A 26,595-nucleotide genomic window follows, 5' to 3' on the forward strand; every position below is an offset into this window, starting at 1 on the left:
GGCATCGATGGAAATCAAGTTCTACCATAACGCCCCCAACCGCCTGATGGCGGCCTGCTCCATCGCCACCAAGGCGGTGAAGCAGGGGCGGCGGATCGTGGTCTACGCGCCCGATCCGGAGGTTTCGCGCCGCTTCGACCAGGCACTGTGGAGCGCGCAGCCGCTGTCGTTCGTGCCGCACGTCGCTGCCGCCTCGCCGCTGGCGCCGCGCACGCCGGTCGTGCTCGCCCGCGATGGCGACAATGCGCCGCACGCCGATGTACTGATCAACCTCGGCCTGGAACCGCCGGCCGATTACGAGCGTTACGCTCTGCTGGTCGAGGTCGTCTCGCGCGATGGCGAAGATCGCGACCTGGCGCGTCGCCGCTGGCAGTACTACAAGCAACAGGGCTACGCCATCGAAGCCTACGACCTGAACCGAACGGAATGACCATGCCGGCAGTCAACGACGCGGACGACGTGCTGATTTCGAAGGCCGATGCGCTGATCCGGCGTCATCGCGCCGACGCGCAGACAGGCGATGATCTGCCCCTGCTGATCGAAGAGATCGACGACGAACTGCCCGAGCTGACCGACGCCATGGACGACGACATCCTGTTGTCCGAGGCGCTCGACGACCTCACGCTCACCGACACCATCGACCTGCTCAACGACGCCGAGTTGCCGCCCATGCGCGGCCCGGCCATCCAGCAGATCGACCTGCCGACCGTGCGGCAGGCCATCGCCGGGCTACCCCGTGACGTTGTCATGCAGCAGGCACCGGAAGGTCTTTCACAGGAACAGGTCGACATCCTCATCGACGACGCGGTGCAACGCGCACGCGACGACATGCAGCGCGCGCAGGAACGCGCCATCGAAGAGGCCGTCGCACGTGCGAGAGACGCATTTGCCGCCGAGCACGCCGCCATGGTCGAGGCTGTCCGTGCCGAAGCCTCGGCCAACGCGCGGCCGAGCGAAGAAGCCATCGCCGCCATTCACCGCGAAGCGCGACAGGCGGCTTCCGAGCAGATGGGCGAACGCCTCATCGAACTGGATGCGTACATTGCGCAGGCCATCGACGGATGGATTGCGCGCGAACTGCCGCAGATTATTTCCGGCGAGCTCGACGCGCTGGTCGAACGCCTGCGCATCCAGACCACGGCGCACATGCGCGCCACGCTGTTGCCCGAGATCTCGGACAAGCTGTCGGGCCTGCTCTGATTACGCGTCCGATCGCGACGCTCGCCCATCTATTGAAGTCGACGCGACCGCTGCGCACGATGACCGCCGGACGGTCAGCGGGCGACTTCAAGAATCGAGCGGACGGCGCTCCTTGAGCACCAGCCAGCCGCGCGCAATGCGATACACCACCCACACGCCGACGACCAGCAGGCCGATGAGCGCGACGGGGATGCCGACGATGGTGAGCATCAGGATGGCGATCACCACGCACCACAACAGCGCGAACCAGAACGTGCGGATCTGCCAGCTGAAATGGCTATCGAGCCAGGTGCCGCGCACGTCGCCGCGCTTGATGTAGTTGAGGATGACGGCGAGGATCGACGGCAGCCCAAAGACGAAACTGCCGACGATGGTCGCCGCCGTGGTCACGCCGATCAGCACCGACAGCGTGTGCAGGCCGTAGATCACGTGGGTCAGCTTCACCAGCCCGTCGCCGCCGCCACGCAGGGGCACCAGCCCTGGATTGGAAGGCTCCACGTCGATGATGTTGTCGTCGTCCTGCGGCATGTCCGCTCTCCTTTCCCTGAACTGATTTTTACTGCAGGCCGAGCGAGGCCCACATCTCGTCCACCCGGCGCTTGACGTCGTCGTCCATGGCGATGGCGCGGCCCCACTCACGGTGTGTCTCGCCCGGCCACTTGTTGGTGGCATCGATCCCCATCTTGCTGCCAAGGCCCGCTTCCGGCGACGCGAAGTCGAGGTAGTCGATTGGCGTGTTCTCGGCGATCAAGGTATCACGCGCGGCGTCGACCCGCGTGGTCATGGCCCAAATGACTTCGGGCCATGAGCGGATGTCGACGTCCTCGTCCACGACGATGATGAATTTGGTGTACATGAACTGGCGCAGGAAGCTCCAGATGCCGAACATCACGCGCTTGGCGTGGCCCGGGTACTGCTTGCGTATCGACACCACCGCCAGCCGGTACGAGCAGCCTTCGGGCGGCAGGTAGAAGTCGACGATCTCGGTGAACTGGCGTTGCAGCAGAGGCACGAACACTTCGTTGAGCGCCAGCCCGAGCATCGCGGGTTCATCGGGCGGCTTGCCCGTATAGGTGCTGTGGTAGATGGGCGCAGTTCGATGCGTGATGCGCTCGACCGTGAACACCGGGAATTCGGCCACCTCGTTGTAATAGCCGGTATGGTCCCCGTACGGACCTTCGGGCGCCATGTCGCCGGGATGGATGACGCCTTCCAGCACGATTTCGGCGCGCGCCGGCACCTGCAGGTCGGAACCGATGCAATCGGTGAGTTCCGTCTTCGCACCGCGCAGCAGACCTGCGAACTGATATTCCGACAGCGTATCGGGCACCGGGGTGACCGCGCCGAGAATCGTCGCCGGGTCGCAGCCGAGCACCACCGCGACAGGGAACGGCTCGCCAGGATGCGACAGTTGATGGTCGCGGAAATCCAGCGCGCCGCCACGATGTGCCAGCCAACGCATGATGACGCGATTGCGTCCAATGACCTGCTGGCGATAGATGCCCAGGTTCTGCCGCGTCTTGTGCGGGCCACGCGTGACCACCAGCCCCCAGGTAATCAGGGGCGCGACATCGCCAGGCCAGCAGTGCTGGATCGGCAGCGTCGCCAGATCGACTGCGTCGCCTTCGATGACGACCTCCTGGCACGGCGCCTTGCGCGTGACGGAGGGCGACATGTTCATCACCTGCCGGAAGACGGGCAGCTTCTCCCACGCATCCTTGAGCCCCTTGGGCGGCTCCGGCTCCTTGAGGAAAGCCAGCAGCTTGCCCACCTCGCGCAGCGCGCCTTTCCAGTCAGCATCCTCGCCCATGCCATAGGCCACGCGCTGCGGCGTGCCGAACAGGTTGGCCAGCACGGGCACGCTGTGGGCCCGCCCCTGCGTGTGGGGCTTTTCGAACAGCAACGCGGGCCCGCCTGCGCGCAGTACGCGGTCGGCGATCTCGGTCATTTCGAGATGCGTGTCCACCGGCACGCTGATGCGCTTGAGCTCGCCGCGTGATTCGAGTTGTGTAATGAAGTCGCGCAGATCCTGATAGTGCATGAGGTTCAGTCCTGAATGGCCAGCGACTCACCATGCCGCAGCGTGCGGATGTAGTCGGGCGCCAGTTGTGCTGCCTTGAGCGCGGCAGCCAGGTCGCGCGGCGGCGCGTCGAACGATTCCTGCGTCAGTTCGAACGTACCCCAGTGAACGCCAATGGCGCGGCGCGCTGCGAGGTCCTGCGCGATGCGCACGGATTCTGCCGGGTTGACGTGCTGCGGACGCATGAAGTCGCGCGGCTCGTAGGCGCCGATGGGCACCGCGAGCAGATCGACCGCGCCGAGCCGCCTGTGGATTTCGGCAAAGTCCTGCGAGTACCCCGTGTCGCCGGTATAGAGGAATCGCCAACCCGCCTGCTCCACCATGAAGCCCCCCCACAACGACTGGTTGGTGTCCCACGGGGTGCGCTTGCTCCAGTGCTGCGCGGGCGTGAACGTCACGCGTACGCCTGCGTGTTCGATGCTGTCCCACCAATCGAGCTCGCGCACATTGCGGATGCCCTCATCTTCGAACCACGACTTCAGCCCGAGCGGCACGATCCACAACGGCGCGTCGCCCTGCGACGCATGAATGCGGCGCACGGTATCGACATCAAGATGATCATAGTGGTTGTGCGAAATCAGTATGAGATCGACACGTGGCAGCGCCTCGGCAGTAATCGGCGCAGGTACGCGCCGTCGGGCACCCAGCCACCACGTCGGGCCGGCGCGGTCCGAGTAGACCGGATCGGTCAGCACGGTGGTGATGGGGGTCTGCAACAGCACTGAGGCATGGCCCAGCCACGTGACGCGCTTGCCGGACGAAGGCGTCACGGCAAGAGCCTTGGCATCGAGCGGCACCGACCAGTCGGCAACGAATTTTTCGTAGCCACCTTCGGGTTCCGCCTTGGGGCGGAAGTCACCACGCAGGTTGCGCCACAAGACCTCCCATGCAGGCAGACGGCTGCCCGATGCCTCGCCCGACGTATTGGCGAATCCCTTTTCCCGATGATGTGCGCGCGACGGATCGTAGTACGGATTCTGCGCCACGCAGCCCGCCACCAGCGAGCACATGACGAAGTGCGCCGCAGCCCCGGGCAGCTTCATCATTGCAGCGGCGCCGCGCTGTAGCCGCGCACGTAGTAATCGGCAGCCATCCCGATGAAGATGACCCCGCCCAGCCAGTTGTTGTGGATGAATGCCTTGAAGCATCCTTCGCGACTGCGGTCGCGGATCAGGGTGTAGTGGTACACGGCCAGCGCCGCCGCGCCGACGAGTCCCGCGTAATAGATCCAGCCCATGAACAGCACCGTGCCGACCCACACCATGATGCCCAGGAAGGCCGCGTAGCAGAGCATGACGGCCGCGACATCGAAGCGACCGAAGGTAATGGCCGAGGTGCGCATGCCGAGCTTCAGATCATCATCGCGATCGACCATCGCGTATTCCGTGTCATAGGCTACGGCCCAGAAGATATTCCCCAGCAGCATCACCCACGCCACCAGCGGCACCTGCATCTGCTGCGCAGCGTAGGCCATCGGAATGCCAAAGCCGAACGCAATGCCGAGGTACGCCTGCGGAATGGCGAAGAATCGCTTGAAGAAGGGGTACGTTGCCGCCAGTGCCACGGCCGCCAGGGACAGCGCCCACACCAGGCGATTGAGCGGCAGGATCAGGCAGCCGGCGAGCACGGTCAGCACGGCAGCGAGGATCAGCGCCTCGCGCCCGGTCACCTCACCGGTGATCAGAGGCCGCTTGGCAGTGCGTTTGACGTGACCATCGAAATCGCGATCGGCCCAGTCGTTTACCACGCAGCCCGCCGAACGCATGAGCACGGTGCCGACGACGAAGATCCACACGATCATGAAGTTGGGGCGCCCGGCCCCGCTGGCCCACAATGCCCACAACGTGGGCCACAGCAGCAGCAATATGCCGATCGGCTTGTCCAGCCGCATCAGCCTTTCATAAGCGTCGAGACGTTGAGTGAGATTCATGTCGGTAGATCGAGGATCGATGCCAGAAAGACTTCGCACACCAACAGGCGTCCGGACTGGCGGGTAAAGAGCGAGCGACGCGCCCACAGCGTCGCCCCTTGCGTCGACTCAGCGACGGCGATCGCGCGATGATAGCGTCTATCGCGCGCATCGAGTCGGCGCGCCGTCAGCCGGCCCCGGCTCACGTGCGGATCGGCAAACAGCGCATGCCCGAGCGGGCGCGAGCCGATGGTGCCGAACAAACGCCAGCCGCGCTCACGCGGCATCAACGAGCGCGCATGAACCACCGGCCGACCATCGGCGAGCAGCAACACCTCGCGCAGCCACACGCGCTCGCCGCGACGCGTGCCGAGCAAGGCGGCCTCATCAGCATTCGGAATGTCCATGTGCTGCGCCAGCACGCGCACCGAAACACGCTCGCAGCGAGCGGCAATGCGTGCGGTGAGTGACCCCGGATCGGTCAGCCAGGGATGCACGGGATCTGGCCGCGGGGGCGGCGGCGCACGCCAGCAATCACGGCGGCCATGCAGGGGAATGCGAAGACTCATGGCGCCATTTTCTCAAGAACCGCGCGATCGTGCCCGCCTGCGGTGAAACGCCGATGACGAAGTTCCCGCGGCCTACCTGTATAGTCGGCGAGCGCGCCAACGTTCGGCGCGATTGCCGGAGCAGCCCCATGCCCTCGACCCTGCATTACATCTACGACCCCCTGTGCGGCTGGTGCTACGGCGCAGCTCCGCTGGTGCGCGCGGTGCGCGACCTGCCCGGCGTGAGTGTCGCGCTGCATGGCGGCGCCATGTTCTTGGGTGCGAACCGGCAGCCCGTGACGGAGCAGTTGCGCAACTACGTCATGCAACACGATCGGCGTATCTCGGCCCTGTCGGGCCAACCGTTCGGCCAGGACTACTTCGACATCCTGCTGCGCGACCACACCGCCGTGCTCGATTCCGACCCGCCCATTGCCGCCATTCTCGCGGCACAGGCCCTGACCGGCGGCGGGCTGGACATGCTGGCGCGGATTCAGACCGCGCACTACGTCGAAGGCCGACGCGTATCGGACGAGGCCGTGCTCGCAGCGCTTGCAGAGGAAATCGGTCTCGACGTCGACGCTTTCGAACGCCAGTTCGAAGCTGCCGTGCCACAGGTCGCCGCGCACGCCCGCGAATCGAACGCTCTGCTCCGCAGTGTCGGCGGCGGCGGCTATCCAACATTTGCCCTCGAACGTGACGGTGCCATGCGCGTGCTATCGCCCGGGCAGTATCTGGGCAAGCCGCAAGCCTGGCGCGACGCCGTGGCGGCTGCTGTGGCGTGATTTCCGTTTGGAGCGATGGCACGGCACATCGGGCGCGCGGTGTTGAGCGTTCAGACGTTGTTGCTTGGGTTGATGTGCTTGGTGAAAAGAAACCCTTGAATCACGCCTTCAACAACGACTCCCGCCCACCATGCCACCGCCCGAGAATGTCCTCCACCGCCTCCGGGTAAGCGCGCAGCATGTCGTCCGCCGCCTGCCTTGCCTGCTCAAGCAAGTCGACGTCGGCTTCGATATCCGCATATCGCAACAGCGGCACCCCACTCTGCCGCGCGCCGACAAACTCGCCCGGCCCGCGTAGCTGCAAGTCGCGACGCGCGATCTCGAATCCGTCGGTAGTCTCGAAAATCGCTTTGAGACGGGCCCGCCCGTTCTGAGACAGGGGCGCCGAGTACAGCAGCACGCAGCTCGATGCCGCCGCGCCGCGCCCTACCCGCCCGCGCAGTTGGTGCAGTTGCGCCAGCCCGAAACGTTCGGCGTGTTCGATGACCATCAACGAAGCGTTGGGCACGTCCACGCCGACTTCAATGACGGTGGTGGCGACCAGCAGTTGCACCTCGTTGCGGATGAAGGCATCCATGACGGCAGCCTTTTCGTCCGGTTTAAGGCGGCCATGTACCAGTCCCACGCGCAGTTCCGGCAGTTCCTCCGAAAGCGCCTCGAACGTGGCAACCGCCGTCTGCAATTCGAGCGTTTCGCTCTCTTCGATGAGCGGACACACCCAGTACGCTTGGAGTCCTTCATGGCAGGCATCGCGCACGCGCGCGATCACTTCTTCGCGACGGCGATCCGCCACCAGGTGCGTGTGAACCGGCGTGCGGCCGGGCGGCAGTTCGTCCAGCACCGAGACATCGAGATCGGCCATGTAACTCATGGCGAGCGTGCGCGGGATCGGCGTGGCGCTCATCATCAGCATGTGCGGGAGTTGTCCGTCGACCTTCTCGCGCAGCGCCAGTCGCTGCTTCACGCCGAAGCGATGCTGCTCGTCCACCACTGCGAGCCCCAGTCGTTCAAGCGCTACGGTTTCTTCGATCAACGCGTGGGTGCCGACGATCATCAGGGCGGAGCCTTCGGCGATCTTGGCGAGCATCGCCTCGCGCTCGCGTTTTTTCTGCGACCCGGCCAGCCATGCGACTTCGATACCGAGCGGAGCCAGCCAGCCGACGAGCTTGCGATAGTGCTGCTCGGCGAGAATTTCGGTCGGCGCCATGAGCGCGGTCTGGTAGCCGTTTTCCACCGCCTGCAACATCGCCAGCGCGGCGACGATGGTCTTGCCGCTGCCCACGTCGCCCTGCAGCAGGCGCTGCATGGGGTGCGGCTGCGCGAGTTCGAGCGCGATCTCGTTGACCGCGCGCGTCTGTGCGCCAGTCAATGCAAACGGCAACGTGTTGATCAGGCCGGCGGTCAGTTGGCCGCGCGGGGGCAGGGCCGGTGCGCTGTGCGCGCGGCGCTCCGCATGCGCACGTCGCAACGACAACTGTTGCACGAGCAGTTCGTCGAACTTGATGCGGCGCCACGCCGGATGGCTGCGGTCATCGAGCGATTCGAGCCGCGTCCCGGGCGTCGGTTGATGCAGAAAGCGCAGGCTGCGCTCCCAGCCCGGCAAACGCAGCGCCGCGCGCAATGCGTCGGGCAACGGATCGTTCAGCCTGCTGCGCTGGAATGCACGCTCGACGAGCTTGCGCAGCGCGCTCTGGGCAAGCCCCGCCGTGGTGGGATAGACCGGTGTGAGCGTAGCGGGGAGTTCCTGCCCTTCCACCACCGGCACCACGCGCGGGTGGACCATTTCGTCGCCCCAGAAGCCGCCGCGCACTTCGCCGAAGGCGCGTACCGTATTGCCGACGGCAAGCTGCTTCTGGATCGAGGGATAGAAGTTGATGAAGCGCAGCGTGATCACGCCGGTATCGTCGCGCAGGCGGCACACAAACTGCCGGCGCGGGCGCAGCATGACCTCGGCCGATTCGATCGTACCGAGTACCTGGGCGGAATCGCCGAACGGCAGTTGCGCGATGGGCGTGACCTGCGTCTCGTCCTCGTAGCGCAGCGGCAGATGCAGCAGGATGTCGTCGTCGTTGTACAGCCCGAGCTTGGCCAACCGGCCAGCGAGCGCACTGGTCTTGCGCGCACCGCCGCTGGCGGACGATTCAGCCGCACCCATTGGCGCACCTCCGGCGCACGCAGCGCACCGTCATCACGCGAGTCCTGCGATCAGCCCAGCACGAGTACGGCGTCGGCTTCGACCACCGCGCCGCGCGGCAGCGATGCCACGCCGACAGCGGCACGCGCCGGATAGGGTTCGCTGAAATAGCGGGCCATGATCTCGTTGACCTTGGCAAAGTTCGACAGGTCGGTCATGAAGATGTTGACCTTCACGGCATCGGCCAGCGAACCGCCCGAGGCTTCGGCCACGGCCTTGAGGTTCTCGAACACCTGCACCGCCTGCGCTTCGAACCCGTCGGCCAATTGCATGGTCACCGGATCGAGACCGATCTGGCCCGACAGGTAGACCGTCTTGCCGCTGCTCGCCACGGCTTGTGAATAGGTGCCGATGGCGGCCGGCGCGTTGGCGGTGGCAATGATCTGTCTGGACATGGAGCGCTCCGATGATGGGTGGTTCGCGCACGGCGCGCGATAAAACGCGCATTTTACGCGACAGCCCACCTCTCCCGCGAATGCTCAGACGGCGCGCCCCGCACCGGCGATCCGCCAGCGCAATACGTGGCAACGCAGGCGATCGAATACGGCGTTGATGGCCGCGCCGGACAGACCGATCGCGCACAGCCCCAGCAGCACGAGATCCATGCGGAACTGCTCGCGGCCGGCTTCGAGCACGTTGCCCAGCCCGATGCCCACGCCCAGCATGTACTCCGCGCCGATGGCCGCCAGCCATCCGTAGATCAGGCTCAGTTGCAGTCCGGCGAGAATCGACGGCGCGGCGGCTGGCAACAGAATGCGGACCAGCCTTTGCCCCGGCCCGAGCTTGAGTACGGCGCCGACTTCGCGCCAGGCGCGCGGCACGCCACGCAGGCCGTCGATGCTGCCCATTGCCATGGGATAGAACGCAGCGGTGGCGACGAACACCGTCTTGCCCCACTCGCCATTGCCGAACCACGCGGTAATGAGCGGAATCCACGCGAACAGCGCGACCTGCCGCACACCGTGAAAGCTCGGACCGATCAATCGTTCCGCACGCCCCGACAGCGCCATCAGCATGCCCAGCGCGAGGCCGCCCGACGCGCCCAACACCACACCACTGACCAACCGGCGCACGGTCCACAACCAGCCTTGCCATACCTCCGCGGCTTCCGGCGTGCGGAGCGCGCCAAGCACGTCGGCCCACGAGGTAAGCACGTTCGGTCCGACCCAATGCAGGCGGATGCTGGCCTCCCACAGCAAGACCAGCGCCACCGGCACCAGCCAGCTACGCGCAGACAGCAGCGTGCGGTGCAGCGCGTTCATGAGCGGTCCTCCACATTGCCCGCCACGCGCCAGCGCAGCGCCCGGCGTTCGACGAAGACGAATGCCCGGTCGATGAGGAAACCCGTGACACCGATCACCACAATGCAGGCCATGACCACATCGAGCTGGAAAAACTGCCGCCCGGCCAGCATGGTGGCGCCGATGCCGTCGGTGGAGACGAGGATCTCCACGGCGACCATCGCCTTCCATGCGTGGCTGATGGCCAGCCGCTGCCCGGTGAACAGCGCCGGCAGCGAGCCCGGCAACACCAGCCGCAACAAACGCTGGCGCAGATTGAGTCGCAACACGGTACCGACTTCGGTCAGGGAATCGGGAATCGCGCGCACGCCTTCGAAGGCATTGAATGCCATCGGAATGAAGGACGATTTGGCGATGATGACGAGCTTGAGTGCATCTTCCAGGCCGAACACCAGCATCAGCAGCGGCAACCATCCGATGGTGGGAATCTGCGCCAGCGCCTTGAAGGTGGGGTACAACAGCACCTCGCTCACGCGCGAGGACGCCAGCAGCACGCCGAAGGCCAGTCCCAGCGCACTCCCGATGAGGCAGCCTTCCAGCACCCGCATCAGGCTCACGCCCAGCGCGTGCAGCAGGTCGCCTCCGGCAAGCCCGTCGACGAGCACTTCCCACACGCGCTCGGGCGGCGGCAGTATCTGCGTGGGCAGCCACGCCTGGCGCGCGGCGATCGCCCACAGTACCAGCACGGCAATCGGCAGCCCGAGTCCTTCGAGCCTGCGCAGTACGCGCGATAGCGCAGGCCACGCCAACCGTGTCGGCGAAGTCCATTGCGCCACGCCGCCTGGCGCCGCGATCAGCGCTTCGGCCGCGCCAACATCGGCGGCAAGGGAACGGACGGCTGGCTGCATGACCGATCAACCCTTCTTGACCTTGCCGGCGGCGTCGCGACGCGACCAGTAGTTCTGCAGATTCAGTTCCTTGAGCGCGGCGTCGAGGTAGCTGGTATCGATCCATCGGGTCAGGTCGACGTCCTGGCGGATGAAGCCCTCTTCCTTCGAGAACACCACGCCCTCGCGGTAACGCGCCAGCACGAAATCGTCGATGAGCGGGCTGAGACGTTCACGCAGCGGTTGGTTCAGGAAATCGTCGGCATATGCATCCGCCGGAATGCCCGTCTTCGCCCAGATGTTGAAGACCTCCTGGCGATTGGCGTCGTCGGACGCCCAGCGCGCAGCGATGACAAAGTTCTTCACCACGCGGCGCACGATGTCCGGGTACTGTTTGGCAAAGCTCTCGGTGACCGTAAAGGCACCGAAGTTATTCACCGGCGACGGCTCTCCGCGCGTGTCGAAGAGGATCTTCACGAGCTTCTTGTCTTCGAGGTTGAGAAAGTTCGAGCCGCCGAACGCCGCGTCGACCGTACCCGCCTGCAGTGCGGAGACCTGGTCGCCAGCCTTGAGGTTGACCACCTTCAGGTCCTTCTGCGTGAGCTTGTTTAATTCAAGAAATCGCTGAAAACCAAGGTGGTTGATGGTGCCGAAGGCGACGGCCACCTTCTTGCCCTTGAGGTCCTCGATCCTGTCGATGCCGGCGTTGGCCCGCACCGCCAGGTACACGTTGCCGATGCCGTACGAGGCCAGAATCTTGGTCGGCAGCCCGGCCGCCTTGCCGACGATATTGGGCAACCCGCCGTAGTTGGCAAAGTCGGCTTGCCCGTTGGCGATGGCTTCATTGATGGCCGGCCCCGTGCCGGTGGCGAAGGTCCATTCGACCTTGATGCCGTCCTTTTCGAACTCTTTCTCGAGCAGACCGCGATCACGCAGCACGCCGATCACCTGATTGCCATAGGGCTTGCCAAAGCCTGCGCCCTGGCCGTAGACGCGGATGACTTTGGGTTTGTCCTGCGCCGCTGCGTTGGTGGAGACCAGGGGCACAAGGAGTGCGGCCACGGTCAGGATGCGAGCAAAGATCTTCATGCTTGTTCTCTCTGTATGCGGTTATTCATTCAGCATCGCACCGGTCGATGCGTTGTCTGAACCTCTTCTGCAGGCAGGCTTCGTGCCACGCGGGCTTGTTGTTTTGAATCAGTTGCTTGCGCGGGTGTCGCCATTCTTGCGCGCAGCGCGCTGCTGCGAATGCAGCAATCGTCGCTGGTATTGCAGCAGTCAGTTGGCGATCAATTCGTAACGCTTGAGCAGCGTGCGCACCACATTGCGCGAGATCCCCAGCAATTCGGCGGTGCGCACCTGATTGCCGCCGCACAGGCGAAAGGCGCTGCGCACCACGCTCGATTCAATGAACTCGAAGAGTTGCGGCGCGCCTTCGTCGAGCAAGCGTTCCAATGCCGCTTCGAATGCCTTGGGTGGCGCAAGCGGCGCTGCCGTCGCGGCGCCCGGTGAAGTGACGGCGACGAAGCGCAGGTCGGCCGGCGTGATGAGCCGGTTGCGGCAGACCAATAGCGCAAAGTGGATGACGTTCTCCAGTTCGCGGATGTTGCCGGGCCAGCTATAGGCAGCGAGCGCACGCAGCGCCTCCACCGTGAAATCGGGTGCGATGCTGCCCTGGCGTTCGGCATAGAGCTGCGCGAAATAGGCCGCCAGCGGTTCGATGTCGCCCGGGCGCTCACGCAAGGGCGGTACGCGCAGCCCCGCAACGTTGATGCGGTAGAACAGATCCATGCGGAAGTGGCCGGACGACACCGCCTGCTCCAGGTCGACGTTGGTCGCCGTCACCAGGCGCACGTCGACGGGGGTCGGCGTGCGTGACCCGATGCGCAGGACTTCGCGCTCCTGCAGCACGCGCAGCAGCTTGACCTGTATTGCGGGGGGCAGATCGCCGATCTCGTCGAGAAACAGTGTCCCGCCATGCGCGGCTTCGAACCAGCCTGCGCGTGCGCGTTGCGCGCCCGTGAACGCGCCCGCTTCGTGGCCGAACAGTTCTGCTTCGACGAGGTTCTCGGGGAACGCGCCGCAATTGACGGCCACGAACGGGCCCGTGCGCCCGCTCAGTTCGTGCAGATAGCGGGCAACGAGCTCCTTCCCGGTGCCGCTCTCGCCCTGGATGAGCACGCTTGCCGTGCTGTCGGCCACCTGTTCGATCTGGTGCAGCAGCGTACGCGACAGCGGGTCGACGAAGATCAGCGCCTTGGCACGGATCGACAGCACGTGCGCGTCAGGGTCCGGCAGCGACAGTACGCGCGCGGGCGCTTTCCAGGTATCGGTGGTGGTATTCATGTGCGCTCCCTGCCATGCCGGATTCATTCATGCGCATGCAGGGAAATCCTGCTGCGTTTCCAGCACTGTACGAAAGCGCCCCCGTGGAGGGGAACGATGAATAAGTGGATTGATTATCGCGGCTTGTGATTAACCACGCGGCGCGAGATGAGGCCCATGTCTTCGTTGATCTTGCGCGCCTGCATGATGAGATCGTCCAGCGCGCCCGTCAGCGGTGCGGCATCGTGCAGGGCCTGTTCGATCCGCCGTTCCAGCGCGCGCTCGGCGCTGTCGCCGCGTTGGGCATCCGCGCTGGCGGCCGGCACCAGCGGCGACGGCACGATGTGGTTGTCGAGTCTGAGCAGGAGTGTTTCGCGCCCCTGCCGCAGGAGTTCTTCGGCGCGGGCGCGATCGAATTCGGCAGTCCGCGTTACCAGCAGGATGCGTACAGCGGCCAGATGAGCGTAGAGAAGGTGGCTGGTGGTCGTGACCGTATTGAGCGTGCTCGACGACACGTGTTGTTCGTCGGGCTCATCGCGCATGCGGACCCCGGCCTGCGACAGTGCAGCGAGCGCATCGTGCAGGCGGCGGCGGGCAATGCGGTAGGTAAAATCGCGCGGCTGCCACGACAGCGCCTGCCCGATGTACGCCCGCAACGCGTCGCGCAGGCCGTCGACGAGACCCGGAATGGCGCGGGCCTCCCAGTTGGGCATGACAAAACTGAAGACGTACGCCAGCGTCGCGCCGATGGCGGTGTCCGCCAGGCGTTCGCTGATGACGAAGGGCGTGCCGGGCGCCAGCAGATGCAACTGCAGCAAAGCCGTGATGCAGGCCGCCGTGGCCGTGTAGCGATAGCGCACGCCGGCAAAGGCATGCGAGATCGCCAGGCATAGGAACACGATGCCGATAAGGGCGGCCGGCTCCGTGAGAAAGCGGATGACGATGGCGGCCAGCACACAGCCGATGAGTGTGCCCATCATGCGGTCGGCGCGGCGTTGTTTGGTCTGGCTGAAGCTGCCGCGCATGGTGACCGCGATGGTCAGCACGATCCAGTAGCCGTGCGAGGCATAAGGCAGGGCGTAGGCCATGAGAAAGCCACTGACCATGGCCAGCGCCACGCGCACGGAATAGCGGAATACCGGTGAGCCGCGGTTCAGTTCGCGCAGCAAGGGGCGCAGGCTGTAGTGCGGTCGGGTGGCGAACAGTTGCAGTTCGCGCTCGCTCGGCATCGTCGAACGGTCGACCTTGTGACGATAGGTGCCATCGAGCCGCGCCAGGCTCGCCGTGGCCGCCTGCATCTTGCGCACCAGGCCGTCGAGCAGGCCAAACGCTGCGGCACGAGGCCCTTCGAGGCGATGGCTCATGGCTTCGAGCTCGACCACCACGGCGCGCTCTTCGCGGCTCAGGTCGAACGGCGGTCCCGGCGGAATGCCCACCATGCGCTCGCGCGACAGGCGCAGCAGTTGTTCCGCGCCCGACTCGGTCCATTCGCGCATGAGCGCCATGATCGGCTCATCGGCAAAATTGCGCCGGATGGTTTCGTAGTCCGTCTGGCTGGCCAGCACCTGCTCGTAGGCATCGAGCAGCGCCAGCATGCCTGCGGCAAGTGCCCAGCCGTCATCGTCATCCAGTCGGCGGAAGATGAAGTCGCGCACCGACTGCAGTTTTTCGGCAAGGATCGCCTGCTGCTGAAGCAGCACCATCTCGACCTTCGGCAAGGGCGTCGAGGGCTCGAAGAATCGCGATTTGCGGCGCAGATACACCGCAAATTCGTGCAGACAATCGGCAAACACCTGCTGCTTGGTGCGGCGCGCCAGTGCCCAGTTCATGGCCGTGGCATAGACCACGTAGATGATGCCGCCGATCAGCATGAAACGCGTGTGATGCAGCAGCTCGTTGAAATCGCCGGCAGGCGTGGCCAGTGCGAAAGCCATGCCGATGAACACTGCCACGCTGTGTGGAATGGCGCGCCGCCCCCATGCGGTCAGCATGCCGCCGATGAAGCTCATGATGAGGATCGCCACCGCGAGCGCGGCCGGCGAATGTCGCAGGTAGCCGATGACGAATACCACCGGCATTGCCAGCAGCCAGTTGGCGAACATGCTGCGGAATTTGTCGCCGCGTGGCGAGGGGACATCGGCAGTGCTCACCAGCAGCGCGCCGGTGGAAGCCGCCATGCCGCTGGCCAGGCCGGCGATGGCGTAGCCGCCCAGCGTGATACCGAGCACACCGACCGCGACGGTGAGCCCACTGTAGAGAAGGTGACTGAACAGGTAGCGGCGGAACAGCCTCGCGCGCAGCATCACTCGAACAGAAGTGGCGTTTCAGGCGATATCAATTTGCCAATTCCCACTGGCCCTTGCGCTTGCACAGTACGTACTCGCCTTCATTCCTCAGCGTGCGCGAATGGTTGGCGACGCGCAGTTTGCGGCAGCCATCCTTGAGCGAAGGGTCGGGAACCACGGTGATAGAGCCGCCCGCCTGCGAGCCCGGCGCCCCCCACTCGCGCGTGCCGGTGAAGCTGGTGTCTTCGAGCACGCCGGTCAGCGCTTCGTTGAAAAGGCGGGTGTCCTCCCTGCTGAACTCAGTCATGGGCGTGCGCCGCATGAAGCCCAGGTTAACGGCGAAGGCCGGTGTGACGGACAGGCAGATCAGCAATGCCAGAAAGCGGTGCGTGCGCATGGGGGGCTCCAGATGTCTTTGTCGGAAGTACGGCGATCATAGAAGAAAGCGTTCCCGGCGCGAAGCGCGTGCGCACAATGGCGACGCCCCAAAACAACAACGCCCCGCCTCTTGCGAGGACGGGGCGTTCTGTCGCCTGGGCGCTTGCGCGCTTAGTGGAACAGTCGCGGCAGCGTCATCGACACGGCCGGAATGAAGGTCACGGCGAACATGGTCGCAGCCAGCGCCGTGTAGAACGGCAGGATGGACTTCATGACCTTTTCGACCGAGATTTCACCGATCGCGCAACCGATGAACTGCGTGGTGCCCACCGGCGGCGTGTTCAGGCCGAGCGCGCAGTTGAGCAGCATCATGATGCCGAACTGCACCGGGTCCATGCCGTACTTCATGGCGATGGGCAGGAAGATCGGCGTGCACACCAGGATCGTCGGCGCCATGTCGAGGAACGTGCCCAACAGGAACAGGATGATGTTGATCAGGAAGAAGATCATCCACGGATTGTTGGTCAGCGTCGCCAGTGCCTGGCCGGTCAGTTCGGCGATCTGGTAGTAGGCGATGAAGTAACCGAAGGTCGCCGAGATACCGATCAGCGCCAGCACCACACCGGTCTTCTTCACCGTGTGCGCCAGGGCGGTCACGAACTGATTAAAGGTCAGGCTGCGGTACACCAGCGTGGTCAGCAACAGCGCGTAGAGCACCGCGACGGAGGCCGACTCGGTCGCCGTGAAGGCGCCCGACAGAATGCCGACGACGATGATGACCACCACGAACAGGCCGGGCATCGACGATGCACCTGTCCTGATGACCGCGCCCCAGCCCGGGAACGTGCCCGACGGGTAGCCGCGCTTGATGGCAACGTAATAGGCCGCCGCCAGGTTGCACACCATCAGGATCAGCGCCGGCACGATACCGGCCAGGATCAGCGAGGTCACCGAAGCCAGGCCACCGCACGCCAGCGTGTAGATGATGATGTTGTGCGAGGTCGGCATCAGCGCGCCCACCAGTGCCGCGTGGGTCGTGACGTTAACCGCGTAGTCGGCGTCATAGCCTTCGCGCTTCATCGACGGGATCAGCACGCCGCCCATGGCCGACACGTCGGCCACTGGCGAACCGGACACGCCGCCGAACAGCGTACAGGCCACCACGTTCGCCATGCCCAGGCCGCCGCGCACGTGGCCCACCAGCGCCTTGGCGAAGTTGACGATGCGGTCGGCAATGCCACCCAGCAGCATCAGTTCGCCGGCCATGATGAAGAACGGGATCGCCAGGAACGTGAACACCTGCATGCCGCCCGTCATCTTCTGGAAGACCACGGCCATGGGCAGGCCTTCGTACAGGATCGTCGCCACCGCCGACAGACCGATGGCGAACACCACCGGCACGCCCAGGACGAGCGCTGCGAAAAAGCTCAAACAGAGAATTGTCAGTGCCATGCTGGTTCTACCTCAGTGCCGCGCGCGAGAGCGATGATGTGTTCGATCGAGAACATGAAAATGAGCACACCGGCAATGGTGATGGGGATGTGGTACAGCCCCTCCGGCACGGTCAGCGTCGGAATGTTGTAGCCCATCGAGTCGTACGCCAGGAAGGCGCCGTTGTAGGTCATGCAGGTGCCGAAGAAGGCGACCAGCGCGTGGATGAACATTTCCAGCCACGTTTTGTAGGGTTGCGGGCAGATCGCCAGCAGCGACTCCATGCCGATGTGGCCGGCGTCGCGCACGCCCACGGCGGTACCGAGCATGGTCACGTACAGCACCAGCAGCAGTGCCAGCGCTTCGGCCCAGGTCGGGGTGTCGTTGAGAATGTAGCGGCCAAACACCTGGTAGAGCACGCAGATGATGATGAGGGCCAGCCCGACTGTCGCGATCTTCAGGCTGACGCGCGAAATCGTTGCGCAGATCTTTGTGTACATATCTGCGAGTCCTTCCGTGAAACGTTGAAAAAAACCCGGCCAGAGAACCTGGCCGGGCTTGACGCTACGACGATTGAATTACTTGATGTCCTGGATGGCCTTGACCAGAGCCTTCTGCGAATCGCTCGTCACGAACTTGTCGTAGACCGGCTTCATGGCGTCCTGGAACGGCTTCTTGTCGACTTCGACGATGGTGCCGCCGCCAGCGGTCACGATCTTCAGCGAAGCTTCTTCACGCTCGGCCCATAGCTTGCGGTTGTAGGGCACCGAATCCTTGGCCGCTTGCTTGACCAGCTTCTGGTCTTCCGGCGACAGCTTGTCCCACACGCGCTTGGAAATCAGCACGACTTCCGGCGCCATCGAGTGCTCGGTCTTGGAGAAGATCTTGGCCACTTCGAAGTGCTTGCCCGATTCCCACGACGGAATGTTGTTTTCGGCGGCGTCGATCAGGCCGGTGCGCAGCGCGGTATAGACCTCGCCCATCGCCATCGGCGTCGGGTTGGCACCCATGGCCTGGGCCACGGCCACCCACAGGTCGGACTGCTGCACGCGCAGCTTCAGGCCCTTGGTGTCGGCCAGCGACTTGATCGGCTTCTTGGCGTAGATCGAGCGCGCACCGCTGTCGTAGTAAGCCAGCCCGACGTAGCCCTGGCTTTCACAGGCGGTCAGGATCTTCTCGCCCGGAGCGCCGTCCAGCGCCTTGTGCATGTGATCGATGGAGCGGAACAGGAACGGCAGTGCCGGCACCATGGTGTCCGGGCAGATGTTGTTCAGCGGCGAGATGTTGACGCGAACCATGTCGAGCGCGCCGATCTTGACCTGCTCCAGCACTTCCTTTTCGTTGCCCAGCGAACCGTTGCTGTACACCTTGATCGACAGGCGACCCTTGGTGCGTTCCGACAGCAGTTCGCCCATGTGACGCAGCGCCTTCACAGTCGGATAGTCGTCGCCCCAGATGTCGGAGGCACGCAGTTCGATCTTCTGTTGGGCCATGGCCGTACCCATGCAACCGACGGTCAGCAGGGCGGCGACGATTTTTGAAACACGCATCATGTTGTAAGTCTCCTTCGATAGGACTTGCCAGAACGAATGGACCCCCACCAGCCGTGCGTACGGCTGCTCTCCGTTGGGATCTTCAGTCGGAGTTGTCAGAACGCATGACGTCAAACGTCACAAAAAACTGACAAGTCCGAGGCGGCGAAAAGATAACACGCCTTTTACGGAAAACTACGTTTATTTGACCATCAGCAGAACAAATAAAAGAAACCCGATATGGCGCCATGCCATATCGGGCATATCTGCTTGAAAAAATTACGGGTTTACCGGTAGTACGCGCCCGCAAACGCCCTTGGAGCGGGCTTGCGCACAAACGACAACGCCCCGCCTCTTGCGAGGACGGGGCGTTCTGTCGCCAAGCGCTTACGCGCTTAGTGGAACAGTCGCGGCAGCGTCATCGACACGGCCGGGATGAAGGTCACGGCGAACATGGTCGCAGCCAGCGCCGTGTAGAACGGCAGGATGGACTTCATGACCTTTTCGACCGAGATTTCACCGATCGCGCAACCGATGAACTGCGTGGTGCCCACCGGCGGCGTGTTCAGGCCGAGCGCGCAGTTGAGCAGCATCATGATGCCGAACTGCACCGGGTCCATGCCGTACTTCATGGCGATGGGCAGGAAGATCGGCGTGCACACCAGGATCGTCGGCGCCATGTCGAGGAACGTGCCCAGCAGGAACAGGATGATGTTGATCATGAAGAAGATCATCCAGGGGTTGCTGGTCATCGCGCCAAGCAGGTTGCCGGTCATTTCGGCGATCTGGTAGTAGGCGATGAAGTAACCGAAGGTCGCCGAAATACCGATCAGCGCCAGCACCACGCCGGTCTTCTTCACCGTGTGCGCCAGAGCCTTCACGAACTGATCGAAGGTCAGGCTGCGGTACACCAGCGTGGTCAGCAGCAGTGCATACAGCACCGCGACGGAGGCCGACTCGGTTGCCGTAAACACGCCGGACAGAATACCGGCCACGATGATCACCACCACGAACAGACCCGGCATGGCCGAACCCAGGGTGCGCCACACCTGCGACCAACCCGGGAACGTACCCGAGGGGTAGCCGCGCTTGATGGCAACGTAATAGGCCGCCGCCAAGTTGCACACCATCAGGATCAGCGCCGGCACGATACCGGCCAGGATCAGCGAAGTCACCGAAGCCATGCCGCCGCACGCCAGCGTGTAGATGATGATGTTGTGCGACGTCGGCATCAGCGCGCCCACCAGTGCCGCGTGGGTCGTCACGTTCACCGCGTAGTCGGCGTCATAGCCTTCGCGCTTCATCGACGGGATCAGCACGCCGCCCATGGCCGACACGTCAGCCACCGGCGAACCGGACACGCCGCCGAACAGCGTACAGGCCACCACGTTCGCCATGCCCAGGCCGCCACGCACGTGGCCGATGATCGCCTTGGCAAAGTTGACGATGCGTTCGGCGATGCCACCCAGCAGCATCAGCTCACCGGCCATGATGAAGAACGGGATGGCCAGGAACGTGAACACCTGCATGCCGCCGGTCATCTTCTGGAAGACCACGGCCATGGGCAGGCCTTCGTACAGGATCGTTGCCACCGCCGACAGACCGATGGCGAACACCACCGGCACGCCCAGGACAAGCGCGCCGAAGAAGCTCAAACAGAGAATTGTCAGTGCCATGACGGTTCAACCTCGGTGCCGCGTACGAGCGCAATGATGTGTTCGATGGAGAACATGAAGATCAGAACGCCAGCGAGCGTGATCGGAATGTTGTAGAGACCTTCGGGCAGCGGCAGCGTCGGGATGAGAATGTCCATCCCTTCGGACGCGAGGAACGCACCGTTGTAAGTCATGCAAAGGGCGAAGAACGCAACCAGACCGTGGATGAAGATTTCCAGCCAGGTCTTGTAGGGTTGCGGGCAGATCGCCAGCAGCGACTCCATGCCGATGTGGCCGGCGTCACGCACGCCCACGGCGGTACCGAACATGGTCACATACAGCACCAGCAACAGCGCCAGCGCTTCGGCCCAGGTCGGCGTGTCGTTGAGCACGTAGCGACCGAACACTTGATAGAGCACGCACAGAATGACGAGCCCGAGCCCGACCGTCGCGATCTTCAGACAGACGCGCGAGATCGTTGCGCAGATCTTTGTATACATCTGCGGAATCCTTCCTTGAAACAAGGGGGGTAAAGACCCGGCCGGAGAACCCGGCCGGGCGTGCTACTGCTTACTGGGCAGCGTTAATTACTTGACGTCCTGAATCTGCTTGACCAGCGACTTCAGTTCCGGAGTGGTCATGAATTTTTCATAGACGGGCTTCATGGCATCCTGGAATTGCTTCTTGTCGACGTCGACGATCTTGGCGCCGGCCTTGACGACGATGTCATACGATTGCTTCTCGCGCTCGTCCCAGAGCTTGCGCTGAACATCGGTCGACTCCTTGGCGGTCGCGGCGATCAGCTTTTGGTCGGCCGGCGTGAGCTTGTCCCAGATACGCTTGGAGAAGATCACCATTTCCGGGCTCATCAGGTGTTCCGTCTTGTTGTAGAACGGAGCCGACTCAAAGTGCTTGGCGCTTTCGTACGACGGGTAGTTGTTTTCCGCCGCGTCGATCAGGCCGGTGCGCAGGCCCGTGTAGACCTCGCCCATGGGCATCGGCGACGGGTTGGCACCCATGGCCTGAGCCATCGCCACCATCAGGTCGGACTGCTGAACGCGCAGCTTCATGCCCTTGGTATCGGCCAGCGTCTTGACTTCCTTCTTGGAGTAGATCGAACGCGTACCGCTATCGTAGTACGCCAGGCCGATGTAGCCCTTGGCATCGCACGAGTGCAGGATCTTCTCGCCAGCCGGGCTGGCAAGGGCCTTGTGCATATGGTCGACCGAGCGGAACAGGAACGGCAGGCTGGGCACCAGGGTTTCAGGGCAGATGTTGTTCATCAGGTTGCCCGGCACGCGTGCCATGGCCAGCGCGCCCATCTTCACTTGCTCGATCACTTCCTTCTCGGTACCGAGCGTACCGTTGGAGTAGACCTGCAGTTCGATACGCCCGTTGGACTTCTTGGCCAGCTGGTCGCTCATCCAGCGCAGCGCCTTGGTGTTGGGGTAATCCTCGCCCCAGATTTCGGATACTTTGAGAACGATCTTGTCAGCGGCAACGGCACCGTTCACCAGACCCACGGCCATCACGGCGGCCACCAGATACTTCATACGCATCGATCTTGTCTCCATCAAATGCCGCTTGCACGGCTTCATGGTCATCACAAAAAGCGGGGGTGTCGCACAATGCTCCACGCGACGCGGATTAATTGTGCAGAAAAATTTCCGCAAACAATCCTTACAGACTGTTACGCGCGCCCATAAACTGCGCCTCTTTGCGAATTATCAAAATTGATTCAAAACTGGCCCCCAAAGACCCTAGGGAAAGCCTGTATACAAGTGAGATTTACGATCCAAACATCAGAAACGGCTTCTGCGTGCATGAGAGATCGCTATCGTCAGCAGCACAATCTGACACGACGCAAGGCAAGTACAACACTCGCCTTCTAACTAGTTAGTTATCGCGAAAGAACGCATCCGTCAGGCCTCGCACAGGCATTTCGGAAAGAAACACGGCCCCGGCCCAATCGTCGTTCTCCGTCTTGCGGGCGAGCGATGTGAGCAAGAGCGTGCTCATGGCAGCGCCGCCAAAGGCGGGCATGGTCGGCGTGCGGGTCGGCAGATCGAGCGTCGTGTCCAGCCTGCCGCTCGGGGTGAAGCGCAGCACGCATCCAGCGTCGATGGCGCAGATCCAGTAGCAGCCGTCGGCGTCCACCGCCGCTCCGTCGGGGCGGCCACCATACCTGGCCATGTCGATGAACACCCGTCTGTTCGATGGCACGCCTTCATCGATGTCGTAGTCGAACGCCCATACTGTGCGCGACTCGGCGGCGGCATCCGACAGGTACATGGTGCGGCCGTCGGGGCTGAAGGCCAGGCCATTCGGCACGGCAAGCCCATCGATGCCGGTGCGCTGCAGGCCCCGTCCGTCGAGGCGCAGCATCTCGCCGACGGCACGCCGTTGCGGCCCCGTCAGGTGGGTGCCGACCCAGAACCGTCCTTGCCGATCGCAACGGCCGTCGTTGAAACGCATGCCGGCCAGCGGCATATCAAAGCTGGCAAGCCTGCGCAGCCGCACGCCCGCGTCGTCGTCCAGATCGACGGCGAAGATGCTCCGCTCGCAAGCGGCGATCAGTTCGCCCGCACCGGATCGGCGGGCGATGCAGCCGACGACTTCGGGCAGGCGCCACTGCGCCATCGCCCCGTCGGCCGGCCGAAAACGGTGGATGGTGGCGGCCGGGATATCGACCCAATAGAAAGCCTGATCGGCGGGATGCCATAGCGGGCTCTCGCCGGTTGCGCATCGAAACTGCGGCGCAATGGCGGACTCCGGGCCCAAGGCCAGGCGGCGGGGGTTCATGTGCGGCTCCGGGGAGGGAATGTCGATCGCCGCCACTTCATTGCGTGACGGTCGTCTCAGTGACCGGCATGGCGCCGGTCAGCGCCTGCTATTGCGATTGCGGTCCTTCGAACAGGCGGCGCCGCGCGTTGCCCAGGTGCAGGCGCATGGCTTCCGCGGCATCGGTCGCCGAGCCTTTTTCGATGGCGGTAACGATCTCGCGATGCTCGGCCTGCACCAGCTCGCGGCGGCTACGGCTTTTTTCGAGCGACAGGCTGCGCGACAGTTGCATCGCCACGCGCATCTGATCGGCGATCATTTCCAGCGCCGTAACGAAAAAGACGTTCTGCGAGGCGCGCGCAATGGACACATGGAAGTCGCGATCCTCGTCCACGCCGAGATCGGACTCGCGCACGCGGTCGAGCTGCTCCAGGGCACGGCGGATCTCTTCGAGGTCGCGCGGCGTGCGCAATTCAGCCGCCAGCCCGGCCGCTGCAGATTCCAGCGCGATACGGAAAGCGAAGCAGCGCTGCACATCGGCAAGGCTCTCGATGGGCGCGAAGCGCTTGATGTTGCGATCAGGCCGCCGCAGCACATAACTGCCCGAGCCGCGTCGAGACGCGATCAATCCATCCAGGCGCAGCCGCGACAGGGCCTCGCGCACGGTCGGCCGCGACACGCCGTACTGTTGAGCCAGTTCGGTTTCGGTCGGAAGGCGGCTCTGCTCCGGATAGTCCCCATTGGACATCGCTTCGATGATGCCGGCATACACCGTATCGACGCGATTGACTCCTGCTGCTCTCTTGCCGGGCTGGTAATCGGCCATGTCGTCTCCCTATTTAGGTGCTCGAGGCGCTGAGCGTTCGGCGGATTTTGCCTGACACCTATTCGATTTGTAACCCACTCCGCAACAACCGCCGGATTCTACGTCATGGCGAGCAGCGCAACGCGCCGACATGCACCGGGGCCTGCGACATCGGCGATCGCAGCCGCACCAACCCACTATTTGGCGGGCGAACATCGCACCAGAATGCGTTTGACAAGCCCGACCCGCACCGACACCATCGGCGCAGCGTTCCGCCACAATCCCGTCATACCATGACCAAAAAGACCCCCGAACAGCTCCGCAGCCATCGCTGGTACGGCGCCAAGGATCTCCGCGCGTTCGGCCATCGCTCCCGCACCGCCCAGATGGGTTTCGAGCGCGGCGACTACGCCGGCAAACCCGTCATCGCCGTCGTCAACACCTGGAGCGACATCAACCCATGCCACAGCCACTTTCGCGTGCGGGCCGAAGAGGTCAAGCGCGGCATCTGGCAGGCGGGCGGATTCCCGGTCGAACTGCCTGCGATGTCATTGTCCGAGCCATTCCAGAAGCCCACGACGATGATGTACCGCAACCTGCTGGCGTTGGAGACCGAAGAACTCCTCCGCTCGCACCCGATCGACGGGGCCGTCCTCATGGGGGGCTGCGACAAGACCACCCCCGCGCTGATCATGGGCGCGCTCAGCATGGGACTGCCATTCATCTTCATGCCGGCGGGGCCGATGCTGCGCGGGCACTTCCGTGGGCAGACGCTGGGCTCGGGCTCCGACACCTGGAAGTACTGGGACAAGCTGCGCACCGGCGAGATCGACGAACCCACCTGGATGGAAGTCGAAGAAGGCATCGCCCGCACACCCGGACACTGCATGACCATGGGCACGGCGTCGACCATGACCAGCGCCGCCGAAGCGCTCGGCCTCACGCTGCCAGGCGCCGCGTCGATTCCGGCTGCGGACTCGGCCCACGCGCGCATGGCGACACAGACCGGACGCCGCATCGTCGACATGGTCTGGGAAGACCTCACGCCTGCGCGCATCCTGTCCGCCGACGCCTTCGACAACGCAGTGACCACCGTGCTGGCATTGGGCGGATCGACCAACTCGATCATCCACCTCGTCGCCATGGCCCGCCGCGCCGGCATCGATCTGACCGCAGAGCGCTTCGACGCACTGGCGCAGCGCACCCCCGTCATCGCCGACCTGCGACCGGCCGGCCGCTTCCTGATGGAAGACTTTTTCTGCGCAGGCGGATTGCGCGCGTTGCTGGCGCGCATCGCGCATCTGCTGGTACTCGACACCCCGACCGTCAGCGGCCATACGCTGGGCGAGAACATCGCCGGCGCAGACGTCTTCAATGACGAAGTCATCCGCCCGCTCGACAACCCGCTGGTCGAGCGCGACGGCATCGCCGTACTGCGCGGCTCACTGGCGCCCGATGGCGCTGTCATCAAACCACCCGCCGCGCAAGCGCACCTGCTGCGCCACACCGGCCCCGCCTTGGTTTTCAACGACTACAACGACATGGCCGTGCGTGTCGACGACCCGGACCTGCCCGTCACCGCCGACACCGTCCTCGTCTTGCGCAACGCCGGCCCGCAAGGCGGCCCGGGCATGCCGGAATGGGGACAGTTGCCGATCCCGAAGAAGTTGCTGGCGCAGGGCGTGAAGGACATGGTGCGCATTTCGGATGCCCGCATGAGCGGCACCAGCTACGGCGCATGCGTTTTGCATGTCGCGCCGGAATCATGGATCGGCGGGCCGCTCGCGCTGGTTCGCGACGGAGACCTGATCTGTCTGGACGTACCGGCCCGGCGTCTCGATCTGTTGGTCGACGAAGGGGAACTGGCGCGCCGGAAAGCCGAATGGAAAGCGCCGGAGCCGCGTTATGCGCGGGGGTATGGGGCTTTGTTCGAGGGGCACATCACCCAGGCGAATGAGGGATGTGATTTTGATTTCCTGGAAGGGACGGCTCCGACGGAAGATCCGGAGATTCACTGATGGGCGGGTGATGCGCTCGCCCGCTTTTGGGGCGCGGCCTTGGTTGGCGCAATGCGCCTCCCAACGGTTCGTAAGTGCTGACGCAGACGCCCCGAAGACGCGCCTCAAGTAGTCGCGAATGGATTGATCAGCGTGCAGCGAGAATGGCTCCTTCCTGCTTGGGCCTCTGTTGCTCGACGGTAGCCTCGCCGAGGGGACTCTCTTGCGCAGTGCTTCGCTATTCTTGGGGCAGTCGCGACTGCTGATGCCCGACGGCCGGGAGTTCGCCCCGGCGGGCGAGTGACTTCTTTGTTATCGACAAAGAAGTCACCAAGAAAGCGACCCCTGCATCGCCGCCAGCCTGCGGCTGGTCCCCTGCGCTACTCGTCAAGTCAGGCGGCTGCGGAACTCGTCGCTACGCTCCTCAGACAGTCCTCGCCGACCCGCTACGCGGGCAACCTGACTTGCCTGCGTTGCTCGGCGGCTCAAAAGGGGCCGGCCATAGCAAACACCTCGATATGCGTGGAGCTAGGGCCTCTTCATTGGGTGTGTCTCGCTGTGC

Annotated in this window: 25 protein-coding genes; 4 read left to right on the plus strand and 21 right to left on the minus strand. The window is 64.0% G+C overall.

The window, feature by feature from the left end; all coding sequences use genetic code 11:
* Positions 1–7 precede the first annotated feature (7 nt).
* Complete coding sequence (locus ACDA63_RS15425) at positions 8–430, plus strand: DNA polymerase III subunit chi (RefSeq protein ID WP_373664165.1); 423 nt, start codon at positions 8–10, stop codon at positions 428–430.
* 2 nt (positions 431–432) lie between these two features.
* Entirely contained in the window at positions 433–1,200 is a 768-nt protein-coding gene (locus ACDA63_RS15430) for a hypothetical protein (protein WP_373664166.1), read from the plus strand.
* A gap of 87 nt (positions 1,201–1,287) precedes the next feature.
* Here the strand turns inward: ACDA63_RS15430 and ACDA63_RS15435 are convergent, their stop codons facing one another.
* From ACDA63_RS15435 to ACDA63_RS15455, 5 genes are read right to left on the minus strand one after another with little or no spacing between them, the layout of a single operon-like run.
* Positions 1,288–1,728 carry a DUF4870 family protein gene (locus ACDA63_RS15435; RefSeq protein ID WP_373664167.1) on the minus strand — a complete coding sequence of 147 codons (441 nt, stop codon included), beginning with the start codon at positions 1,726–1,728 and terminating at the stop codon, positions 1,288–1,290.
* A 28-nt stretch (positions 1,729–1,756) separates the two neighbouring features.
* On the minus strand, positions 1,757–3,241 hold the full coding sequence (ubiD, locus tag ACDA63_RS15440; RefSeq protein WP_373664168.1) for a 4-hydroxy-3-polyprenylbenzoate decarboxylase: 1,485 nt from the start codon (positions 3,239–3,241) through the stop codon (positions 1,757–1,759).
* A 5-nt stretch (positions 3,242–3,246) separates the two neighbouring features.
* Positions 3,247–4,326, minus strand: coding sequence for an MBL fold metallo-hydrolase (locus tag ACDA63_RS15445; protein WP_373664169.1), 1,080 nt, complete (start codon positions 4,324–4,326; stop codon positions 3,247–3,249).
* Entirely contained in the window at positions 4,323–5,210 is an 888-nt protein-coding gene (gene ubiA / locus ACDA63_RS15450; protein ID WP_373664170.1) for a 4-hydroxybenzoate octaprenyltransferase, read from the minus strand. Before ubiA ends, ACDA63_RS15445 begins: the two co-directional genes overlap by 4 nt.
* Entirely contained in the window at positions 5,207–5,758 is a 552-nt protein-coding gene (locus ACDA63_RS15455; protein WP_373664171.1) for a chorismate lyase, read from the minus strand. Before ACDA63_RS15455 ends, ubiA begins: the two co-directional genes overlap by 4 nt.
* Positions 5,759–5,886: 128 nt before the next feature.
* Here ACDA63_RS15455 and ACDA63_RS15460 point away from each other — a divergent pair, with 128 nt between their 5' ends.
* Complete coding sequence (locus ACDA63_RS15460) at positions 5,887–6,522, plus strand: DsbA family protein (RefSeq protein ID WP_373664172.1); 636 nt, start codon at positions 5,887–5,889, stop codon at positions 6,520–6,522.
* Positions 6,523–6,622: 100 nt separating this feature from the next.
* Here the strand turns inward: ACDA63_RS15460 and recG are convergent, their stop codons facing one another.
* The 16 genes from recG to ACDA63_RS15540 form a co-directional block, all read right to left on the minus strand.
* Entirely contained in the window at positions 6,623–8,677 is a 2,055-nt protein-coding gene (recG, locus tag ACDA63_RS15465) for an ATP-dependent DNA helicase RecG (RefSeq protein WP_373664173.1), read from the minus strand.
* Between the two features lie 50 nt (positions 8,678–8,727).
* Positions 8,728–9,111 (minus strand): Rid family detoxifying hydrolase, encoded by a 384-nt coding sequence (locus ACDA63_RS15470; RefSeq protein WP_373664174.1) that lies wholly within the window; start codon positions 9,109–9,111, stop codon positions 8,728–8,730.
* An 84-nt stretch (positions 9,112–9,195) separates the two neighbouring features.
* A complete protein-coding gene (locus ACDA63_RS15475; RefSeq protein ID WP_373664175.1) occupies positions 9,196–9,978 on the minus strand; it encodes an ABC transporter permease in 783 nt (260 codons plus the stop codon).
* Positions 9,975–10,865, minus strand: a complete 891-nt coding sequence (locus tag ACDA63_RS15480; RefSeq protein ID WP_373664176.1) for an ABC transporter permease — start codon at positions 10,863–10,865, stop codon at positions 9,975–9,977. The genes ACDA63_RS15475 and ACDA63_RS15480 overlap by 4 nt, the downstream gene beginning before the upstream one ends.
* 6 nt (positions 10,866–10,871) lie before the next feature.
* Complete coding sequence (locus ACDA63_RS15485; RefSeq protein ID WP_373664177.1) at positions 10,872–11,933, minus strand: ABC transporter substrate-binding protein; 1,062 nt, start codon at positions 11,931–11,933, stop codon at positions 10,872–10,874.
* Positions 11,934–12,122: 189 nt separating this feature from the next.
* Complete coding sequence (locus tag ACDA63_RS15490) at positions 12,123–13,190, minus strand: sigma-54 interaction domain-containing protein (protein WP_373664178.1); 1,068 nt, start codon at positions 13,188–13,190, stop codon at positions 12,123–12,125.
* Positions 13,191–13,303: 113 nt separating this feature from the next.
* Positions 13,304–15,472 carry an FUSC family membrane protein gene (locus ACDA63_RS15495; protein WP_373664179.1) on the minus strand — a complete coding sequence of 723 codons (2,169 nt, stop codon included), beginning with the start codon at positions 15,470–15,472 and terminating at the stop codon, positions 13,304–13,306.
* A 31-nt stretch (positions 15,473–15,503) separates the two neighbouring features.
* The gene (locus ACDA63_RS15500) at positions 15,504–15,851 is read right to left on the minus strand and encodes a hypothetical protein (protein WP_373664180.1); all 348 of its coding nucleotides are present in this window, start codon (positions 15,849–15,851) and stop codon (positions 15,504–15,506) included.
* Positions 15,852–16,003: 152 nt separating this feature from the next.
* Entirely contained in the window at positions 16,004–17,284 is a 1,281-nt protein-coding gene (locus ACDA63_RS15505) for a TRAP transporter large permease (RefSeq protein WP_373664181.1), read from the minus strand.
* Positions 17,275–17,763 (minus strand): TRAP transporter small permease, encoded by a 489-nt coding sequence (locus tag ACDA63_RS15510; protein WP_373664182.1) that lies wholly within the window; start codon positions 17,761–17,763, stop codon positions 17,275–17,277. Before ACDA63_RS15510 ends, ACDA63_RS15505 begins: the two co-directional genes overlap by 10 nt.
* A 78-nt stretch (positions 17,764–17,841) precedes the next feature.
* Positions 17,842–18,816 (minus strand): TRAP transporter substrate-binding protein, encoded by a 975-nt coding sequence (locus ACDA63_RS15515; RefSeq protein WP_373664183.1) that lies wholly within the window; start codon positions 18,814–18,816, stop codon positions 17,842–17,844.
* Positions 18,817–19,190: 374 nt separating this feature from the next.
* Positions 19,191–20,471 carry a TRAP transporter large permease gene (locus ACDA63_RS15520; RefSeq protein ID WP_373664184.1) on the minus strand — a complete coding sequence of 427 codons (1,281 nt, stop codon included), beginning with the start codon at positions 20,469–20,471 and terminating at the stop codon, positions 19,191–19,193.
* The gene (locus tag ACDA63_RS15525; protein ID WP_373664185.1) at positions 20,462–20,950 is read right to left on the minus strand and encodes a TRAP transporter small permease; all 489 of its coding nucleotides are present in this window, start codon (positions 20,948–20,950) and stop codon (positions 20,462–20,464) included. The genes ACDA63_RS15520 and ACDA63_RS15525 overlap by 10 nt, the downstream gene beginning before the upstream one ends.
* 87 nt (positions 20,951–21,037) lie before the next feature.
* Entirely contained in the window at positions 21,038–22,009 is a 972-nt protein-coding gene (locus tag ACDA63_RS15530; RefSeq protein WP_373664186.1) for a TRAP transporter substrate-binding protein, read from the minus strand.
* 337 nt (positions 22,010–22,346) lie between these two features.
* A complete protein-coding gene (locus tag ACDA63_RS15535; protein WP_373664187.1) occupies positions 22,347–23,288 on the minus strand; it encodes an SMP-30/gluconolactonase/LRE family protein in 942 nt (313 codons plus the stop codon).
* A gap of 52 nt (positions 23,289–23,340) precedes the next feature.
* Complete coding sequence (locus tag ACDA63_RS15540) at positions 23,341–24,057, minus strand: FadR/GntR family transcriptional regulator (protein WP_373664188.1); 717 nt, start codon at positions 24,055–24,057, stop codon at positions 23,341–23,343.
* A 272-nt stretch (positions 24,058–24,329) separates the two neighbouring features.
* On the opposite strand from ACDA63_RS15540, the gene araD reads away from it, so the two are divergent.
* Complete coding sequence (gene araD / locus ACDA63_RS15545) at positions 24,330–26,054, plus strand: L-arabinonate dehydratase (RefSeq protein ID WP_373664189.1); 1,725 nt, start codon at positions 24,330–24,332, stop codon at positions 26,052–26,054.
* The last annotated feature ends 541 nt before the right edge of the window (positions 26,055–26,595 follow it).

The organism is Uliginosibacterium sp. sgz301328, from assembly GCF_041807905.1.
GTDB lineage: Bacteria > Pseudomonadota > Gammaproteobacteria > Burkholderiales > Rhodocyclaceae > JBGVSA01.

Coding starts and splice junctions, on each gene's coding strand:
- ubiD (WP_373664168.1), bottom strand. CDS start 3,241: ATGCACTATCAGGATCTGCGCGACTTCATTACACAACTCGAATCACGC.
- ACDA63_RS15525 (WP_373664185.1), bottom strand. CDS start 20,950: ATGTATACAAAGATCTGCGCAACGATCTCGCGCGTCTGTCTGAAGATC.
- ACDA63_RS15520 (WP_373664184.1), bottom strand. CDS start 20,471: ATGGCACTGACAATTCTCTGTTTGAGCTTCTTCGGCGCGCTTGTCCTG.
- ACDA63_RS15500 (WP_373664180.1), bottom strand. CDS start 15,851: ATGCGCACGCACCGCTTTCTGGCATTGCTGATCTGCCTGTCCGTCACA.
- araD (WP_373664189.1), top strand. CDS start 24,330: ATGACCAAAAAGACCCCCGAACAGCTCCGCAGCCATCGCTGGTACGGC.
- ACDA63_RS15475 (WP_373664175.1), bottom strand. CDS start 9,978: ATGAACGCGCTGCACCGCACGCTGCTGTCTGCGCGTAGCTGGCTGGTG.
- recG (WP_373664173.1), bottom strand. CDS start 8,677: ATGGGTGCGGCTGAATCGTCCGCCAGCGGCGGTGCGCGCAAGACCAGT.
- ACDA63_RS15505 (WP_373664181.1), bottom strand. CDS start 17,284: ATGGCACTGACAATTCTCTGTTTGAGCTTTTTCGCAGCGCTCGTCCTG.
- ACDA63_RS15490 (WP_373664178.1), bottom strand. CDS start 13,190: ATGAATACCACCACCGATACCTGGAAAGCGCCCGCGCGCGTACTGTCG.
- ACDA63_RS15485 (WP_373664177.1), bottom strand. CDS start 11,933: ATGAAGATCTTTGCTCGCATCCTGACCGTGGCCGCACTCCTTGTGCCC.
- ACDA63_RS15430 (WP_373664166.1), top strand. CDS start 433: ATGCCGGCAGTCAACGACGCGGACGACGTGCTGATTTCGAAGGCCGAT.
- ACDA63_RS15455 (WP_373664171.1), bottom strand. CDS start 5,758: ATGAGTCTTCGCATTCCCCTGCATGGCCGCCGTGATTGCTGGCGTGCG.
- ubiA (WP_373664170.1), bottom strand. CDS start 5,210: ATGAATCTCACTCAACGTCTCGACGCTTATGAAAGGCTGATGCGGCTG.
- ACDA63_RS15495 (WP_373664179.1), bottom strand. CDS start 15,472: ATGCTGCGCGCGAGGCTGTTCCGCCGCTACCTGTTCAGTCACCTTCTC.
- ACDA63_RS15530 (WP_373664186.1), bottom strand. CDS start 22,009: ATGCGTATGAAGTATCTGGTGGCCGCCGTGATGGCCGTGGGTCTGGTG.
- ACDA63_RS15540 (WP_373664188.1), bottom strand. CDS start 24,057: ATGGCCGATTACCAGCCCGGCAAGAGAGCAGCAGGAGTCAATCGCGTC.
- ACDA63_RS15445 (WP_373664169.1), bottom strand. CDS start 4,326: ATGATGAAGCTGCCCGGGGCTGCGGCGCACTTCGTCATGTGCTCGCTG.
- ACDA63_RS15515 (WP_373664183.1), bottom strand. CDS start 18,816: ATGATGCGTGTTTCAAAAATCGTCGCCGCCCTGCTGACCGTCGGTTGC.
- ACDA63_RS15480 (WP_373664176.1), bottom strand. CDS start 10,865: ATGCAGCCAGCCGTCCGTTCCCTTGCCGCCGATGTTGGCGCGGCCGAA.
- ACDA63_RS15425 (WP_373664165.1), top strand. CDS start 8: ATGGAAATCAAGTTCTACCATAACGCCCCCAACCGCCTGATGGCGGCC.
- ACDA63_RS15460 (WP_373664172.1), top strand. CDS start 5,887: ATGCCCTCGACCCTGCATTACATCTACGACCCCCTGTGCGGCTGGTGC.
- ACDA63_RS15510 (WP_373664182.1), bottom strand. CDS start 17,763: ATGTACACAAAGATCTGCGCAACGATTTCGCGCGTCAGCCTGAAGATC.
- ACDA63_RS15470 (WP_373664174.1), bottom strand. CDS start 9,111: ATGTCCAGACAGATCATTGCCACCGCCAACGCGCCGGCCGCCATCGGC.
- ACDA63_RS15435 (WP_373664167.1), bottom strand. CDS start 1,728: ATGCCGCAGGACGACGACAACATCATCGACGTGGAGCCTTCCAATCCA.